A 15,450-nucleotide genomic window follows, 5' to 3' on the forward strand; every position below is an offset into this window, starting at 1 on the left:
CCGGGTGACGCGCAGCGAAACCCGGGGTTATGAATATGAGCGAACATCTGATCCCGGGTTTCGCTGCGCGTCACCCAGGCTACAATACACTAGGCTGCAATTATCACAATTACTCACTTACTATTTATGATATGGGTGATTGTTAATAATAGACCAGGCTCTATATAAAGTTTCCAGCAAAATAATACGTACTAAAGGATGAGGAAGAGTGAGTTTTGATAAAGACCATCGCTCGTCACATAATTTTAGAATGTCTTGTGACAGTCCTTCGGGGCCACCGATTAAAAAGCAGAGGTGGCTGGTAGTCTGGTTCAACTGGGATATTTTAAGGGCTAATTCTTCGCTACTAAATGCCTTACCTTCAATTTCTAAAGCAATAATTCGTGCATTATTAGGTAAAGCCTCTTTAATTAAAGCAGACTCTTTTTCCAAAATCCGTGATAAGTCCGATGACTTGCTGCGACGAATTAGAGGTATCTCAATTATTTTTAGCTGAATACCATCATTAAATCGTTTGGCGTACTCATTCGATCCTTGAGTAACCCAATCAGGCATTTTATTACCTAAAGTAATGATTGTGATTTTTAACATAATGGATCAATCAAAATACTTATTCTTTTGGATGTTCTTCCCATAGACCTTCTAGATTATAGTATTGTCTGTACTCAGGTTGCATGACGTGAACTATGAAGTCGTTAAAGTCGATAAGAACCCAATCACCGGTTTCTAAACCAGTGCAATTCATAGCAGGGGTCCCGGAAGCCTTCATATCTTCCATTATTTTTTGTGCAATTGCTTTGACATGGCGAGATGCACGCCCTGAAGCAATAATCATATAGTCTGTAATTGTTGTTTGCTTGCGAACATCAATTACTTTAACGTCAATTGCTTGATTGTCATCAAGCAGTTTTAATAGTTTTGCTAATATTGGATTTTGATCTGACATATGTAAGCAATCATTTATAAAAAGCGCTGAATAATAGCAGTATTTTCACTATATAAAAAGGGTTGAAGCCAATAGTATGGTTCGTTTCTAAATAATTTCTTGAATTATAAAAAATATATCTTATAAACATTATCTTATTTTTGGGGTGAAACAAAAAAGTCTATAAGTATGCTTTATTCCACCCAAAATATGTTTATTCTGTTATACGAACATGAGTTAATAAAAATTTAATTACTGCGAATAGAACCAAACAGCATAAAGCAGCAACAAACAATATTCCTAGTTGTTGAGCAAAAGCAGCCGCATAAAGCGTTTTTAATACAGCAATGTTTGTTTCACCTGAAGGAATTGCAGTTAATGAGGCAAGCTTACCTGATAAAAATCCACCTATTCCTAAAGAAACAAAAAAGATCCCCATCAAAGTACTTACCTTATTTTTATCCGCTAAAAGTGTAATAGCGGATAATCCAACCGGAGATAAGAGAAGCTCAGCCAATGAAAACATTAAATAAGCTGGGATTATCAAAAGTGGGGAAATTAAGGAATTTTTATCAGTAAAATTACTAACTAATGCAATTACAGCATAGGCAGCAGTAATGATAAATATAGCCAATAGAAACTTTTTCCCGATACTTAAGCCACGTTCGATTAGGTTCAGCTTTGGATTTTTCTTGGCCAGAAAATAACCGATAATAAGCATGCCAATACTTTGAATGGTCACGTAATATGGTGGCGGGAATTGAATACCACTAAATGTCGGTTCAACAACTCGTGAAATAAACAGAGTTAAAGACATAAACATTTGAAAGTAAAAGGACCAGAATACTACTGAAATGATACACAATAAGCCAATGACTAGAGTCTGTCTTGATTGATTCGCATTTTCTCGATTGACTGCATACAAAATATAACCGGCTGAAAACAAGACAACAAGACCAAAAATAATATCAGCTAAGTGGGGAAAATTGAGAATATAAAAAGATAGAGCCCATAAAAATATCATGAGCACAATGGCAGTAATGATTTTTTTATATTGAAAAACAAAGGGATTATAATCTTTAATATTATATTTTTTGATTCCATAAAAAAATACAAAAAAAGCGATAACCATACCAATCGCAGCACTTGTGAATGAGGCTATCCAACCAAAGTACTCATTTAGAATACTCGGTATAGTGGTACCTAAAATAATACCGGTGGTAATCCCCATATAAAAAATGGTAAAACCACTCTCACGACGCGCAGAACCCGTAAGATATTCATTTCCCAACAGCGAAGAGATGTTTGGCTTCAATAAGCCAGTTCCCACAGCAATTCCAGCCAGTGAGGCAGTAAGAACGGTAGTATTATCCACCAGTGATAAAATACAGTAACTTATAAAGAGTACAATGGCACCAAGTAGAACAGCCCTTTTTTGACCTATTAATTTGTCTGCTATCCAACCTCCTACTACTGGAGATAGATAAGTTAATGCAGTAAATGAACCCACTAAGGCATAAATTTGTTTATCAGGCCATTTAAAATGTAAGGCTAAATAAAGTGCTAAGAGGGATTGAACTACATAAAAACCATATCGTTCCCACATTTCAGTAGCGAAAAAAATACGGAGTGACTTGGGATGTTTTTCGGATTTGGTATGCACTGTACTTACGCGGTTAGTTGACGTAAGCCGAAGTATACCATAGATCCTTGAGTAATAATAGACAATGTGTGTTCATAATGGTCACAATGGATTCAGGGCTTGAGGTTTACTCTAAGAAATTTATTACAAAAAATATCCATAAGAATTATTCATTTTTTTTCTAAATTTTTAATACTTAAATTGTATCTAGGCGCTGTAATAGGTCTGGTGTATGATGCTTCTATTTTTAGTTTATTACGGAGCATTCTTAATGGAAGAATACACGACAAAGCAAATAATTAGAGCAAACCACGGCAGCGAAAAACAAGCAAAAAGTTGGCTTACTGAGGCAGCACTTCGCATGTTGTGCAATAATCTTGATCCAGATGTGGCAGAAGACCCTGATTCTCTAATTGTTTATGGTGGCTTGGGAAAGGCTGCTCGTAATTGGGACTGCTTCAACAAAATTGTAGAAGTACTCAAGACTTTAAATGATCAACAAACATTATTGATTCAATCGGGAAAACCTGTAGGTGTTTTTACAACTCATGAGGATGCACCTCGGGTACTTATTGCTAATTCCAATTTAGTTCCTCGGTGGGCAACCTGGGAACATTTTAATGAGTTAGACAAAAAAGGTTTAATGATGTATGGACAGATGACCGCTGGGAGCTGGATTTACATCGGTTCACAGGGTATTGTGCAAGGAACCTATGAAACTTTTGTTGCTGCTGCTCGTAAACATTATGCAGGCAACCTGGAAGGACGGTGGATCCTAACAGGTGGGTTAGGAGGTATGGGAGGAGCACAAACCTTAGCTGGAACTATGGCTGGAGCCAGTGTCTTGGCAGTAGAATGTGATCAATCGCGAATAGAAAAGCGTATTAAAACCAGATACCTAGATCGTTATACAACCGATTTAGAAGAAGCTTTAAGCTGGATAAATGAGTCGTGCCAGAAAAAAAGTGCAATTTCAGTTGCTATTTTAGGAAATGCTGCTGAAATTTTCCCTCAATTGGTTCAACGAGGCGCTTCACCCGCTTTGGTAACTGATCAAACCAGTGCCCATGATCCATTAAACGGTTATCTCCCTGCGGGATGGACTTTGGAGCAAGCAACACAATTGCGGAAAACAGCACCGGATGAAGTAGTTGCTGCTGCAAAAAAATCTATGGCAGTACAAGTTCATGCAATGCTTGAATTCCAGAAAAGAGGCATTCCTGTTTTTGATTATGGCAACAACATAAGGCAAATGGCTTTTGAGGCAGGTGAAAAGAATGCTTTTAAATTTGAAGGGTTTGTACCTGCGTATATACGTCCTTTATTTTGTGAAGGAATCGGGCCTTTTCGCTGGGTTGCCTTATCAGGGGATCCTGAAGATATATATGCTACTGATGAAATGGTTAAGAAATTAATTCCAGATAATAAGCACTTGCATAATTGGTTGGATATGGCAAAGAAAAAAATTGCATTTCAAGGTTTGCCTGCGCGGATTTGTTGGGTTGGACTAAAAGATCGAGCACGTTTGGCATTAGCATTTAATGAAATGGTTCGTACTGGTGCTGTAAAAGCACCTATAGTAATAGGTCGTGATCATCTAGATTCAGGTTCCGTTGCAAGCCCCAATCGTGAAACCGAAGGGATGATGGATGGTAGTGATGCAGTATCTGATTGGCCTTTACTCAACGCTTTATTAAACTGTGCAAGTGGTGCAACGTGGGTTAGTATTCATCATGGGGGTGGTGTAGGCATGGGATTTTCCCAACATGCAGGAGTGGTTATTGTTGCAGATGGGACAGAAAAGGCAGCGCAGCGTTTGGCAAGAGTACTCCATAATGATCCTGCAACGGGGGTCATGCGTCATGCTGATGCAGGTTATGAACTGGCAAAAAAATGCGCTAAAGAAAATGCACTTTGGCTGCCCATGGAATCTTAAGATTGGATTTTTAAGTCACAATATTAATAATCGTCATTTGGAATGTGATCTCATGTTGGGTCAACGACCCAACCTACTTTAAGGAGATAGTTAATGCAAGAGTCTTTTATTCTTCAACCAGGTGAGTTGAACTTGCAATCAATTAAACATATTTTAAATCAGCAAATGCCTTGTGTTCTTGCTAAAGAGGCAGTTGAGCGAATTAAAGCATCACATCAAACGGTTAAAAAAGTAATTCTCGAGAAAAAAACAGTCTACGGAATCAATACAGGGTTTGGATCATTAGCAAATCAGACAATTTCAGATGAAAACTTGAAACAATTACAACGCAATATTGTTCTTTCTCATGCTTGCGGTACAGGTGAATTGCTTTCTGATGAGATTGTTGGATTAATTTTAATTCTTAAAATAAATAATTTAGCGCAAGGATACTCTGGAGTTCGTCTGGAGCTAATTGAGGCATTGATTTCCTTATTTAACCATAATGTTTATCCTTGCATACCTTCTAAAGGCTCAGTAGGTGCTTCTGGCGATTTAGCGCCTTTAGCTCATATGTCTTTACCCTTACTCGGCGTCGGTGAGGTACGTTATCAAGGGGAGGTAATTCCTGCGCTTGATGGGTTGAAGATTGCAGGTTTAAAACCCATTGAATTGGAAGCAAAAGAGGGTCTGGCCCTTCTAAATGGCCTGCAAGTGTCTACTGCAATTGCCTTAAATGCCTTATTTACTTCAGAAAGCCTGTTTGAAACTGCTCTTATTGCTGGTGCTTTATCTGTTGATGCTGCAAATGGTAGTGATGTCCCATTTGATGATCGAATTCAAAAGGCACGTGGTTATAAGGCTCAGCAAGATGTAGCGACATGTTACCGTGAACTAATAGCAGGAAGTGAGATCCGAGCTGCTCATCTTCACTGTTCTCGTGTTCAAGACCCATACTCTTTAAGATGCCAGCCTCAAATTATGGGTGCAATATTGCACCAGATTCGATTTGTAAGAGAAACCTTACAGGTAGAAGTTAATGCAATTTCTGATAATCCACTTGTTTTTAGTGAGCAAGAACAAATAATATCAGGAGGCAATTTCCATGGAGAAATTGTTGCTATGGCTGCTGATAACCTTGCCCTGGCTATTGCTGAAATAGGGGCAAGCTCTGAACGACGTATTGCATTGTTAATTGATAAAAATTTTAGTAGCTTACCCGCTTTTCTAATCAAAGAGAGCGGATTGAATTCAGGATTTATGATTGCTCATGTTACTGCTGCTGCGTGCGCTAGTGAAAATAAGGCGCTTGCTCATCCTCACTCTGTAGACAGTCTTCCAACGTCTGCAAACCAAGAGGATCATGTGTCTATGGCGACTAGTGCTGCACGCAGACTACATGACATGAATGATAATACCGCAACTATTTTAGCTATTGAATTATTGGCAGCTGTTCAGGGAATCGAATTTTATAAACCTCTAAAATCATCTGTATTATTAGAAGAGGTTCATCAACGCTTACGCTCTTATGTGGCTCCCTATGATACAGATCGTTTTTTTGCTCCGGATATAGCCATAATCAAGCAAAAAATTTTGAATGAGGAGTTTATTACCCCATTTTTCCATTTGTGGGGTTAAGGATCAAAGTGACTATTGAAATTTATACCGATGGCGCATGTAAAGGGAACCCAGGTCCTGGCGGTTGGGGGGTATTGTTGCGTTATAAAGGACAGGAAAAAACTTTATATGGTGGAGAAATACATACTACTAATAATCGTATGGAGCTTATGGCTGCGATTAAAGGCTTGGAAGCCCTAAATCGTCCTTGTACAGTTAATTTATATACTGATTCTCAATATTTGAGACAAGGCATGACCGATTGGTTAGCCAATTGGAAGATAAATGGTTGGCGTAACTCTAAAAAAGAACCTGTAAAAAATGCAGATCTTTGGAAATTACTCGATGAATTGGCGTCACGCCATCAAATAAAATGGCACTGGGTAAAAGGGCACTCTGGCCATGTAGAAAATGATTTGGTTGATGCTCTTGCAAACCAGGCTATTGAAGAGTTAAGTGAGTAAATAATGCGACAGATTGTTCTGGATACTGAAACTACTGGTATAGGGCACGAGCAGGGGCATCGTGTTATTGAAATTGGCTGTGTGGAGTTATTTGATAGAAAATTAACAGGGAAACATTTTCATGTATACCTTAACCCACAACGTCAGGTTGATGAAGGAGCCTTTCGTGTTCATGGAATTAGTAATGAGTTTTTACAAGACAAACCACTGTTTGAGGAAAAAGCTGAGGAGTTTTGGCAGTTTATTGAAGGTGCAGAATTAATCATTCACAACGCGCCCTTTGATGTTGGTTTTTTAAATTCAGAACTGAAACTTATTCAATGGAAAAAAAAATTAGAAGATTATTGCACTATTATTGATACCTTAGTTTTAGCACGTGATAAATATCCTGGACAGCGTAACAGCTTAGATGCTTTATGCAAACGATTTGGTATAGATCACTTCAATCGGGAACTTCATGGTGCTTTGCTGGATGCTGAGATACTTGCATATGTTTATCTGGCTATGACCGGTGGTCAAACCAGTTTATTTGCGGAAGTTGAAGAAACATCAATCCATACTAACATCAAAGCTCAAGAAATTGCAGCGCTGAATTTGACAAGCCCGATCGTATTGCACGCAGATAGTGAAGAACTTGAATTACATCAAGATTTTGTAGCATTTTTGAGTAAAAAATCAGGAGTGAACCATTGGGAAGAGAACTGAGCTTAATTTGTAAGATTCAAGATCTAACATATTTGGGCATAGTTTCTACATAGGTAACTAATAACCCAATCTAAACTCGGTTCTCCCCAATGCTATTTAGACTTAACTTTTAGGGATTAGGTATTTTATTGCAAAATCTTTACCTATACATTCGCCAAGCGACTTTCCCCAAACAGCGGCACTGTCGTTATTGATTTTATCAGGAATGCTACCATACAGTTGTTGTTGGCATTTACTGACACTCTCTGGAATCGCTGCGATGCACTGTTCATAGTTCATTTTAATGTCGTCAAGTCGTTTTTTTAGCTGAGGATCATTTTCAAATCCTTTGCAAATGAGATCAGGCAATAATGGCGTCACTGATTTTAACCATTTATCTTTCGATATTTCTGCTGAATTGTCAGATTTAGTACCGGAAGTGTCTGTAGTGCTTGTAGGAGTAGCAGTAGGATTAGCTGTACTAGTAGATGTCTCTTCAGCATTTGATGTGAAAGAAATAAGTGTACACCCTAAAAAAATATAGAAAGCTGTATGCAATTTTTTAGTCATGATTGAATACCTTTTATAATCATTCCATTAAATAGTAGAACAAATATCTCATTCTTGCTTATAAATAATTTGTTTTGGTCAAAAAATAAACTAAAATTAAGGTGACGATGGATAAATATTTAGGAATTATTATGGAAAAACAAAGTTCTATTTTATCACCATTAGCTTACTTTTTATTCATTCCTTTGTTCATTTTTCTATTCTATTCTTCCTCGGCTTCGGCGAATACCTTTGTTTTCAATCCAAATACACTTACGTGGAAGGCTATTGATTCAAATGGAAAAGTAGTACGTACTGGAAGAGGATCTGGAGGTAGACGATATTGTCCAGACATACATAGAGGATGTAAAACGCCAATAGGTGTATTTACTGTATGGAGTAAAGGAGGGCCTGGCTGTAAATCTACTCGTTATCCAGTAGGAAAGGGCGGCTCACCCATGCCTTATTGTATGTTTTTTACTAAATATTATGCAGTACATGGTTCTTATGAAGTCCCAAATTATAATGCGAGCCATGGCTGTATACGCGTGCATCCTAGTGATGCTTACTGGCTAAGTAAGAATTTTATTAGAATAGGAACAAAGATCGTTGTTAAACCTTATTAATACCGTAAGATAGGGTAGTGTGTGTAGTCTCTGTAGCCTGGGTGAAGGTCTATAAGACCGAAACCCGGGTTTCGCTTCGCTGCACCCAGGCTACCCTTAAGTCGTCACCATTAAGCGAACTCGGCTTAGTAATCATCTTCATCATCAATACTAAATGATGAACCGCATCCACAGGTGGTTTTCGCATTTGGATTACGAATAACAAACTGTTCGCCCTGTATGCCTTGAACATAATCAATCTCAGCATCATGCAAGTATTGATAACTCATTGAATCAACAAGAAGTTTTACTGAAGATACACCATCTGAGCATTGTTGGATAACTACAGTATCATCTTCATTGATTTCTTCGTCGAAACTAAATCCATACTGAAATCCGGAACAGCCTCCACCTGTAATTGAGACACGCAGATTTAAGTTCAAATTATCTTCTTCTTTTATGAGCTCAGATACTTTATCTGCCGCACTGACAGAAAAACGTATGTCACTGGTAGTAGGGGATATATTAATTGCAGCCATTTTAACTCCCATTGTTTATTCCTAGAAAAAGTGGGCCTCAACTGTTTTTTCTAAGATAATATAATTATAACGTAATCATCTAATAATTTGTTCAATAGTAGCACCCCCAAGGCATTGGTTTTTGTCGTAAAAAACCACATATTGCCCTGGTGTAACTGCTCTTTGAGGGTTTGAAAACATTACATAATGTTGATCATCATTTGGAGGTGAAATAATACAGCCTTGTTCTGCTTGCCTGTATCGTGTTTTAGCATAACAGGTAAGTGGTAAATTATCCTGACAATTAGCTAGCCAATGGATTGGACCACAAATCAGTCCTTGCGCATAGAGCATGGGATGTTGGCTTCCTTGAGCTACATACAAAGTGTTAGTAGCTACTTCTTTATCAACCACATACCAAGGATCATCGGTTGAATTTTGCAAACCACCGATTCCCAATCCTTGTCTCTGACCTAAAGTGTAAAACATTAATCCGTCATGTTTTCCTAAACTTTTACCATCTGTGCTTTTTATCTCGCCTGGTCGCGCTAAAATAAATTCTTGTAAAAAGGACTTAAAACGTTTTTCACCAATAAAACAAATACCTGTTGAGTCCTTTTTTGCATGGGTAACTAAACCAAGCTTTTTAGCAAACTCTCTAACCTCAGGTTTAGTATAATCTCCTATAGGGAACAAAGTCTTAGCCAAAGCTTTAGAGTCTACTGCATGAAGAAAATAGGTTTGATCTTTATCGCGATCTTTAGCTTTATATAAGAGCCCAATATCTCCTTCTATTTTATTTTTGGCATAATGTCCTGTTGCAATATAATCCGCTCCGAGTGTTAATGCATGATTTAAAAAAGCATTAAATTTGATTTCTTTATTACATAAAACATCAGGATTTGGGGTTCTTCCTTTTTCATATTCACTTAAGAAATGAGTGAAAACTCTTTGCCAATATTCTTCAGCAAAATTAACTGTATGCAGAGGAATACGCAACTGATTGCATACGGCCTGCGCATCAGCAAGATCTTGTGCTGCAGGGCAAAACCCATCTTTATCATCTTGTTCCCAGTTCTTCATGAACAAGCCTTCAACTTGATATCCTGCTTCTTGCAATAACCAGGCTGCAACTGAAGAATCAACACCACCAGACATTCCAACTATAACTTTAGCTTTCATAAAATTGAGATACCGCTTAATATTCTATTTTTCAAAATCGTAGCCTGGGTGCAGCGAAGCGTTGTGACATATCCTCTCTCCCATTTGTGTGAGAGGGGTAGGGGTGAGGGTATCCCTCATCCGCCCTAACGGGCACCTTCTCCCCCTGGGGAGAAGAGAAGCACACAATCGCTTCGCTGCACCCAGGCTACAATTTTGATACTTTATACAAAAATATAACTCTTTAGGATACGACAATAATGTTGCACTTACAAGAAATGGTTAAACATGGTCAACAAACTAGGACAGTGATACTCAGTGAGCGTTTACCAAATTTCATTACTACTTCCTGTCAGCTTGAAGTTACTTATCATGTTGAAGCAAAAGAAGATTTTTATCTAATTCATCTTCATGTTAAGGGCATACTCCCTATTCAATGCCAGCGTTGTCTAGACGAATTTAATTTTCCATACGATAATATGACTGTAGTTGCTGTATGTCGTAATGATGAGAGGGCAGAGCAGATACTGGAACTTTATGAATGTATTGTTTCTGAAAATTTGCAAGTGAGTTTGGAAGATATACTGATCGATGAGTTACATCTGTACGCGCCACAATTTCATCCTGAAATTAATGATTGCAGCAGTGAAATAAATCAAATTTTAGTGGGAAAAAATGAATTTTATTGAAATTTTATCTAATTAACACTAATATTCCCGCTTTATGAATGCAATTTGTTTAGGAGTAATACAATGGCCGTACAACAAAATAAAAAATCACGCTCACGTCGTGATATGCGTCGTTCGCACGATGCTTTGACTAAGCCGACACTTTCTGTAGATTCAACTACTGGTGAAACACATCGTCGTCATCATATGACTGAAGATGGTTATTATCGCGGTAAAAAAATTATTGATACTGATAATGTTTACGAAGAAAAAGAGTAATTTTCTTGAAAAATATCACCATTGCAATTGATGCGATGGGTGGGGATCATGGTCTGAGTGTTGTGATTCCTGCCTGCATTCGCGCAGCAAATAATAATCCTGATTTGAAACTCATTCTTGTTGGAGTTCACGATAAGATTCATGCTTTTTTAAAAAAGTATGATATGGCTTCTTCAAATCAATTTTCCATAGTCCATGCTTCTGAAGTGGTGACTATGGATGAATTGCCTTCACATGCTTTGCGAAATAAAAAAGATTCTTCCATGCGCGTTGCCATTAATTTGGTGAAAGAAGGAATGGCACAAGCTTGTGTTAGTGCCGGAAATACTGGTGCCCTAATGGCTACCGCGCGTTATGTTTTAAAAACATTACCTGGGATCGATAGACCTGCGATTGTTTCTGAATTGCCTACTATGCGTGGTAGGACTTGGGTGATCGATTTGGGGGCTAATGTTGATTCTTGTGCTGAACATTTATTTCAGTTTGCTGTTATGGGATCTGCATTAGTACAGGCAGTATCAAATAAACCCAAACCCAAAATTGCCTTGTTGAATATAGGCGTGGAAGAAATGAAGGGAAATGATCAAGTGAAACGTACGGCACACATGTTGGCTGAATGTGACGTCATGAACTATGTGGGATATGTAGAAGGTGATCATTTTTATACTGGAGAAGTGGACTTAGTAGTTTGCGATGGTTTTGTTGGCAATGTAGCCTTAAAAGCGAGCGAAGGCCTTGCAAAGTTTTTTGTCGGTTTGCTCATGGAGTCATTTAATAGAAACTGGTATACAAAACTTTCTGCTTTAATTGCACGCCCGGCTTTAAAGCATCTTAAGAGACGCTTTGATCCTTCTCGTTATAACGGAGCAAGCATGCTCGGGTTAAATGGCATTGTTGTTAAAAGCCATGGTGGTGCCAATGAACTAGGGTTCCAACATGCTATTGAACAGGCAGTTCTTGAAGTTAAAAATAACGTGGTTGATTTAGTGCGTGCCCAAATAAATGATTTTATAAATCAGGGGTTGCTGTTATGAGAAACGCTGTAATACGTGGTACTGGTAGTTATACTCCTGAAAAACAACTCAGCAATCTTGAGCTTGAGTCAATTCTGGATACCAGTGATGAGTGGATTGTCACTAGAACTGGGATCAGCAGTCGCAGTATTGCACAACCTCATGAAACTACATCATATATGGCCTCCAAGGCCGCTGAACAGGCATTAAGTGCCTCCGGATTGGATGCAGATGAAATTGATTTAATATTAGTTGCTACATGTACTCCAGATCATTTTTTTCCAGGGGTTGCTTGTTATGTGCAGCATGCTTTAAACATTAAGCGCCCTATACCTGCTTTTGATGTCGGTGCCGCATGCAGTGGCTTTGTTTATGTAATGGATATTGCAAAACAATATATTGAATCCGGTGCAGCTAAAAATATTCTTGTTATCGGTAGTGAAAGCATGTCTAGAGCTGTAGATTGGACTGATCGAGCAACTTGTGTTCTATTTGGAGATGGTGCAGGAGCAGTAGTTTTAAGTGCTAGTGACAGGCAAGGTATCATGGGGAGTGTATTACATGCTTCTTACGATGCAGAAAAATTATTAAATCTAAGCAATGCAACATTTGATAATCAACGTGCAACAATTAGTATGCGTGGTAATGAAGTTTTTAAAATCGCCGTTAAAATTATGGGCGATGTTGTTGATGAAGTTTTAGAGGCCAGTCATTTGAAAAAATCTGACATTCAATGGCTGATTCCTCATCAAGCAAATATGCGTATTATTCAAGCCATCGCTAAAAAACTTGACCTTCCTATGTCACAAGTGATTGTTACTATTGGTAGCCAAGGTAATACTTCGGCTGCATCTATTCCTTTGGCTCTAGATCATTCTATTCGAACCAATCAGATTAAAAGAGATGAGTTATTATTGATTGAGTCCTTTGGTGGTGGAATGACTTGGGGAGCTATGGTAATTCGTTATTAATAATTTTATTGAGTCATTTTTTTGAATTATATTTTAGTTCGGAGCTATTTTTAATATGGTAAAAACAGCATTTGTATTTCCTGGACAAGGTTCACAATCAGTAGGAATGTTAGCTGATTTTGAGTTGCAGTATCCTGTTGTTGTCAAGACATTTGCAGAAGCATCTGAAGCAGTGGGTTATGATCTATGGAAACTTGTGCAGCATGGGCCTGAAGAAAAACTAAATCAAACAGAACATACACAGGTTGCAATGCTTACAGCAGATGTCGCAGTATATAGAGTGTTGATGCAACATGGCGTTGCTCAACCAAAGATTATGGCTGGCCATAGTCTAGGTGAATATGCGGCTTTGGTTTGTGCTGATGCATTATCATTGTACGACGCAGCGTGTTTAGTAGCGCGTAGAGGACAAGTAATGCAAAATGCCGTCCCTTTAGGCTTAGGGGCTATGGCAGCGATCGTAGGTTTAACCGATGAGCAAGTAAAAACTTTATGTGAGCAAGCCAGTCAAGAAAATGAAGTGGTTGCACCAGCAAATTATAATGCAATTGGACAAGTAGTTGTGGCTGGACATACTCCAGCTGTTACACGAATATTAGGTTTAGCTGAGGATGCTGGTGCTCGTCTTGCTAAGGTGATTCCAGTAAGTGTTCCATGTCATTGTCCTTTATTGTCGGAGGCTGCTGAATCCTTTGCTGAGTATCTCGCTAAAATTGAATTTAATAATACAAAAACAGACGTTGTGAGTAATGTTGATTTAAGTATTTATCATTCAGCACAGCATATACGTAAGCAATTAAAAGAACAGCTATATAGTCCGGTACGTTGGGTAGAAACAATACAGCTCTTTAAAAACAACGGTATCGAACTTGTTCTGGAGTGTGGTCCAGGAAAAGTATTGGGCGGATTAGTTAAAAGAATCGATAGAAGCTTAAATACAATTAGTGTTTACGATACTATTAGTTTAGAACAGCTTGAGGAGCAGTTTGCGTAACCTGAGTGTATTGCTGATACCCTTAGGCGTATGTTGAGATGTAGAATGAGCATAACTTAAATTTTGTATGAGTATTGAGTCCAAAATTGATCGAATAAGTACTCAGCTTATCAGAAATAAACATTTTCTATAGAGGAAAATAAATGACGAGTCTAGATGGGAAAATTGCCTTAGTAACGGGGGCGAGCCGAGGAATAGGTCAGGCTATAGCTCTTAAATTAGCGCAGCAAGGTGCCTTTGTCTTTGGTACAGCCACTACAGAACAAGGCGCCCAATCAATAAATGCCTATTTTGAAAAAGAAAAATTGTCAGGAAAGGGGCTTGTCCTGGATGTTACCAATTCAGAGCAAATAGAAAAAGTAATCGGTGAATTGACTCATGAAAATCAATCTCCTTCAATATTAGTGAACAATGCTGGGATAACATCAGATAATTTATTGCTGCGTATGGATGATGAGGAATGGTATAAGGTAATCGAAACGAATTTGAATTCAATATACAAAATGTCTAAAATTTGTATTAAACCCATGTTTAAAGCACGATGGGGACGAATTATTTCTATTGGGTCAGTGGTTGGTTCAAGCGGAAACTCAGGTCAAGTAAATTATACTGCAGCAAAAGCCGGTGTTGTTGGTTTCAGCAAATCCTTAGCTCAAGAAATCGGAAGCCGGGGAATTACTGTTAATGTTGTTGCGCCTGGGTTTATTGATACAGACATGACAGCGGCTTTACCAGATATGGTAAAGGAGGAAATGTTAAAAAGAATTCCTATGCGGAAGCTGGGAGAACCCGGAGATATAGCCGAAGCAGTAGCTTTTTTAGCATCAGACAGTGCTAAATATATCACGGGTGAAACAATTCATGTCAATGGCGGCATGTATATGGATTAATTGCACTTGCGTTATCTGTATAAATGAATAAACTATACCACTTCCATTTAACTTTGGTTGTTTGGCTTTTATGGAGTGCTTCCAAATTTAAGTGATTGGGTTGAAAATGATAGCTAAATTGATGTTTATTTGATTTGCTAATTAAAATAAATTAAGACTTATTGTTAAGTAATCAAAGTTAAGTGGAAGTTGTATGTTAAATAACCTGGAATTTTTTTAAATTTCTATCAACCGAAAGAGGAAAATCAAGTTATGAGTACTGTTGAAGAGCGTGTTCGTAAAATTGTTGTTGAACAGTTAGGCGTTAAAGAAGAAGAGTTAAAGAATGATGCATCGTTTGTTGATGACTTAGGTGCTGATTCTTTGGATACTGTGGAATTGGTTATGGCTCTTGAAGAAGAATTTGAAACAGAAATTCCTGATGAAAAAGCTGAAAAAATTACCACGATTCAGGAAGCGATTGATTATATTGAATCTAATTTAAATAAAGAAGAAGCATAAGCATTTTTGCTTTATCTCTTTCGCTCCTACGCATAGTGTGTGGGAGATGGACGG

Annotated in this window: 18 protein-coding genes; 12 read left to right on the plus strand and 6 right to left on the minus strand. The window is 38.0% G+C overall.

What is annotated here, in order from left to right; all coding sequences use genetic code 11:
* Window positions 1-120: 120 nt before the first annotated feature.
* The 3 genes from rlmH to Lstg_RS09730 form a co-directional block, all read right to left on the minus strand.
* Window positions 121-591 carry a 23S rRNA (pseudouridine(1915)-N(3))-methyltransferase RlmH gene (rlmH, locus tag Lstg_RS09720; RefSeq protein ID WP_058477465.1) on the minus strand — a complete coding sequence of 157 codons (471 nt, stop codon included), beginning with the start codon at window positions 589-591 and terminating at the stop codon, window positions 121-123.
* 19 nt (window positions 592-610) lie between these two features.
* Window positions 611-946, minus strand: coding sequence for a ribosome silencing factor (rsfS, locus tag Lstg_RS09725; protein WP_058477466.1), 336 nt, complete (start codon window positions 944-946; stop codon window positions 611-613).
* Between the two features lie 193 nt (window positions 947-1,139).
* Window positions 1,140-2,588, minus strand: a complete 1,449-nt coding sequence (locus tag Lstg_RS09730) for a peptide MFS transporter (RefSeq protein ID WP_082650824.1) — start codon at window positions 2,586-2,588, stop codon at window positions 1,140-1,142.
* Window positions 2,589-2,838: 250 nt separating this feature from the next.
* On the opposite strand from Lstg_RS09730, the gene hutU reads away from it, so the two are divergent.
* From hutU to dnaQ, 4 genes are all read left to right on the plus strand, one after another.
* Window positions 2,839-4,503 carry a urocanate hydratase gene (hutU, locus tag Lstg_RS09735; protein ID WP_058477468.1) on the plus strand — a complete coding sequence of 555 codons (1,665 nt, stop codon included), beginning with the start codon at window positions 2,839-2,841 and terminating at the stop codon, window positions 4,501-4,503.
* Window positions 4,504-4,596: 93 nt separating this feature from the next.
* Window positions 4,597-6,120, plus strand: coding sequence for a histidine ammonia-lyase (hutH, locus tag Lstg_RS09740; RefSeq protein WP_058477469.1), 1,524 nt, complete (start codon window positions 4,597-4,599; stop codon window positions 6,118-6,120).
* 8 nt (window positions 6,121-6,128) lie between these two features.
* Window positions 6,129-6,563 carry a ribonuclease HI gene (gene rnhA / locus Lstg_RS09745; protein WP_058477470.1) on the plus strand — a complete coding sequence of 145 codons (435 nt, stop codon included), beginning with the start codon at window positions 6,129-6,131 and terminating at the stop codon, window positions 6,561-6,563.
* Window positions 6,564-6,566: 3 nt separating this feature from the next.
* On the plus strand, window positions 6,567-7,268 hold the full coding sequence (gene dnaQ / locus Lstg_RS09750; RefSeq protein WP_058477471.1) for a DNA polymerase III subunit epsilon: 702 nt from the start codon (window positions 6,567-6,569) through the stop codon (window positions 7,266-7,268).
* Between the two features lie 102 nt (window positions 7,269-7,370).
* Here dnaQ and Lstg_RS09755 read toward each other — a convergent pair whose 3' ends face one another.
* The gene (locus tag Lstg_RS09755; protein ID WP_058477472.1) at window positions 7,371-7,817 is read right to left on the minus strand and encodes a hypothetical protein; all 447 of its coding nucleotides are present in this window, start codon (window positions 7,815-7,817) and stop codon (window positions 7,371-7,373) included.
* 131 nt (window positions 7,818-7,948) lie between these two features.
* On the opposite strand from Lstg_RS09755, the gene Lstg_RS09760 reads away from it, so the two are divergent.
* Entirely contained in the window at window positions 7,949-8,422 is a 474-nt protein-coding gene (locus Lstg_RS09760; RefSeq protein WP_058477687.1) for a L,D-transpeptidase, read from the plus strand.
* Window positions 8,423-8,547: 125 nt separating this feature from the next.
* Here Lstg_RS09760 and erpA read toward each other — a convergent pair whose 3' ends face one another.
* Together erpA and mnmA are read right to left on the minus strand one after the other, a co-directional pair.
* Window positions 8,548-8,940, minus strand: a complete 393-nt coding sequence (erpA, locus tag Lstg_RS09765) for an iron-sulfur cluster insertion protein ErpA (protein ID WP_058477688.1) — start codon at window positions 8,938-8,940, stop codon at window positions 8,548-8,550.
* Between the two features lie 75 nt (window positions 8,941-9,015).
* Window positions 9,016-10,101 (minus strand): tRNA 2-thiouridine(34) synthase MnmA, encoded by a 1,086-nt coding sequence (gene mnmA, locus Lstg_RS09770; protein WP_058477473.1) that lies wholly within the window; start codon window positions 10,099-10,101, stop codon window positions 9,016-9,018.
* 239 nt (window positions 10,102-10,340) lie between these two features.
* Here mnmA and Lstg_RS09775 point away from each other — a divergent pair, with 239 nt between their 5' ends.
* From Lstg_RS09775 to acpP, 7 genes are all read left to right on the plus strand, one after another.
* Window positions 10,341-10,769 carry a YceD family protein gene (locus Lstg_RS09775; protein ID WP_058477474.1) on the plus strand — a complete coding sequence of 143 codons (429 nt, stop codon included), beginning with the start codon at window positions 10,341-10,343 and terminating at the stop codon, window positions 10,767-10,769.
* Between the two features lie 63 nt (window positions 10,770-10,832).
* Window positions 10,833-11,027, plus strand: coding sequence for a 50S ribosomal protein L32 (gene rpmF, locus Lstg_RS09780; protein ID WP_058477475.1), 195 nt, complete (start codon window positions 10,833-10,835; stop codon window positions 11,025-11,027).
* Between the two features lie 5 nt (window positions 11,028-11,032).
* On the plus strand, window positions 11,033-12,061 hold the full coding sequence (plsX, locus tag Lstg_RS09785) for a phosphate acyltransferase PlsX (RefSeq protein WP_058477476.1): 1,029 nt from the start codon (window positions 11,033-11,035) through the stop codon (window positions 12,059-12,061).
* Window positions 12,058-13,011, plus strand: a complete 954-nt coding sequence (locus Lstg_RS09790; protein ID WP_058477477.1) for a beta-ketoacyl-ACP synthase III — start codon at window positions 12,058-12,060, stop codon at window positions 13,009-13,011. The genes plsX and Lstg_RS09790 overlap by 4 nt, the downstream gene beginning before the upstream one ends.
* Window positions 13,012-13,066: 55 nt before the next feature.
* On the plus strand, window positions 13,067-14,005 hold the full coding sequence (gene fabD / locus Lstg_RS09795; RefSeq protein WP_058477478.1) for an ACP S-malonyltransferase: 939 nt from the start codon (window positions 13,067-13,069) through the stop codon (window positions 14,003-14,005).
* A 143-nt stretch (window positions 14,006-14,148) separates the two neighbouring features.
* On the plus strand, window positions 14,149-14,895 hold the full coding sequence (gene fabG / locus Lstg_RS09800) for a 3-oxoacyl-ACP reductase FabG (RefSeq protein WP_058477479.1): 747 nt from the start codon (window positions 14,149-14,151) through the stop codon (window positions 14,893-14,895).
* Window positions 14,896-15,147: 252 nt separating this feature from the next.
* Window positions 15,148-15,396 carry an acyl carrier protein gene (acpP, locus tag Lstg_RS09805; protein ID WP_003631752.1) on the plus strand — a complete coding sequence of 83 codons (249 nt, stop codon included), beginning with the start codon at window positions 15,148-15,150 and terminating at the stop codon, window positions 15,394-15,396.
* Window positions 15,397-15,450: the final 54 nt, after the last annotated feature.

Origin of the sequence: Legionella steigerwaltii (assembly GCF_001468065.1) — a bacterium.
Lineage (GTDB): Bacteria > Pseudomonadota > Gammaproteobacteria > Legionellales > Legionellaceae > Legionella > Legionella steigerwaltii.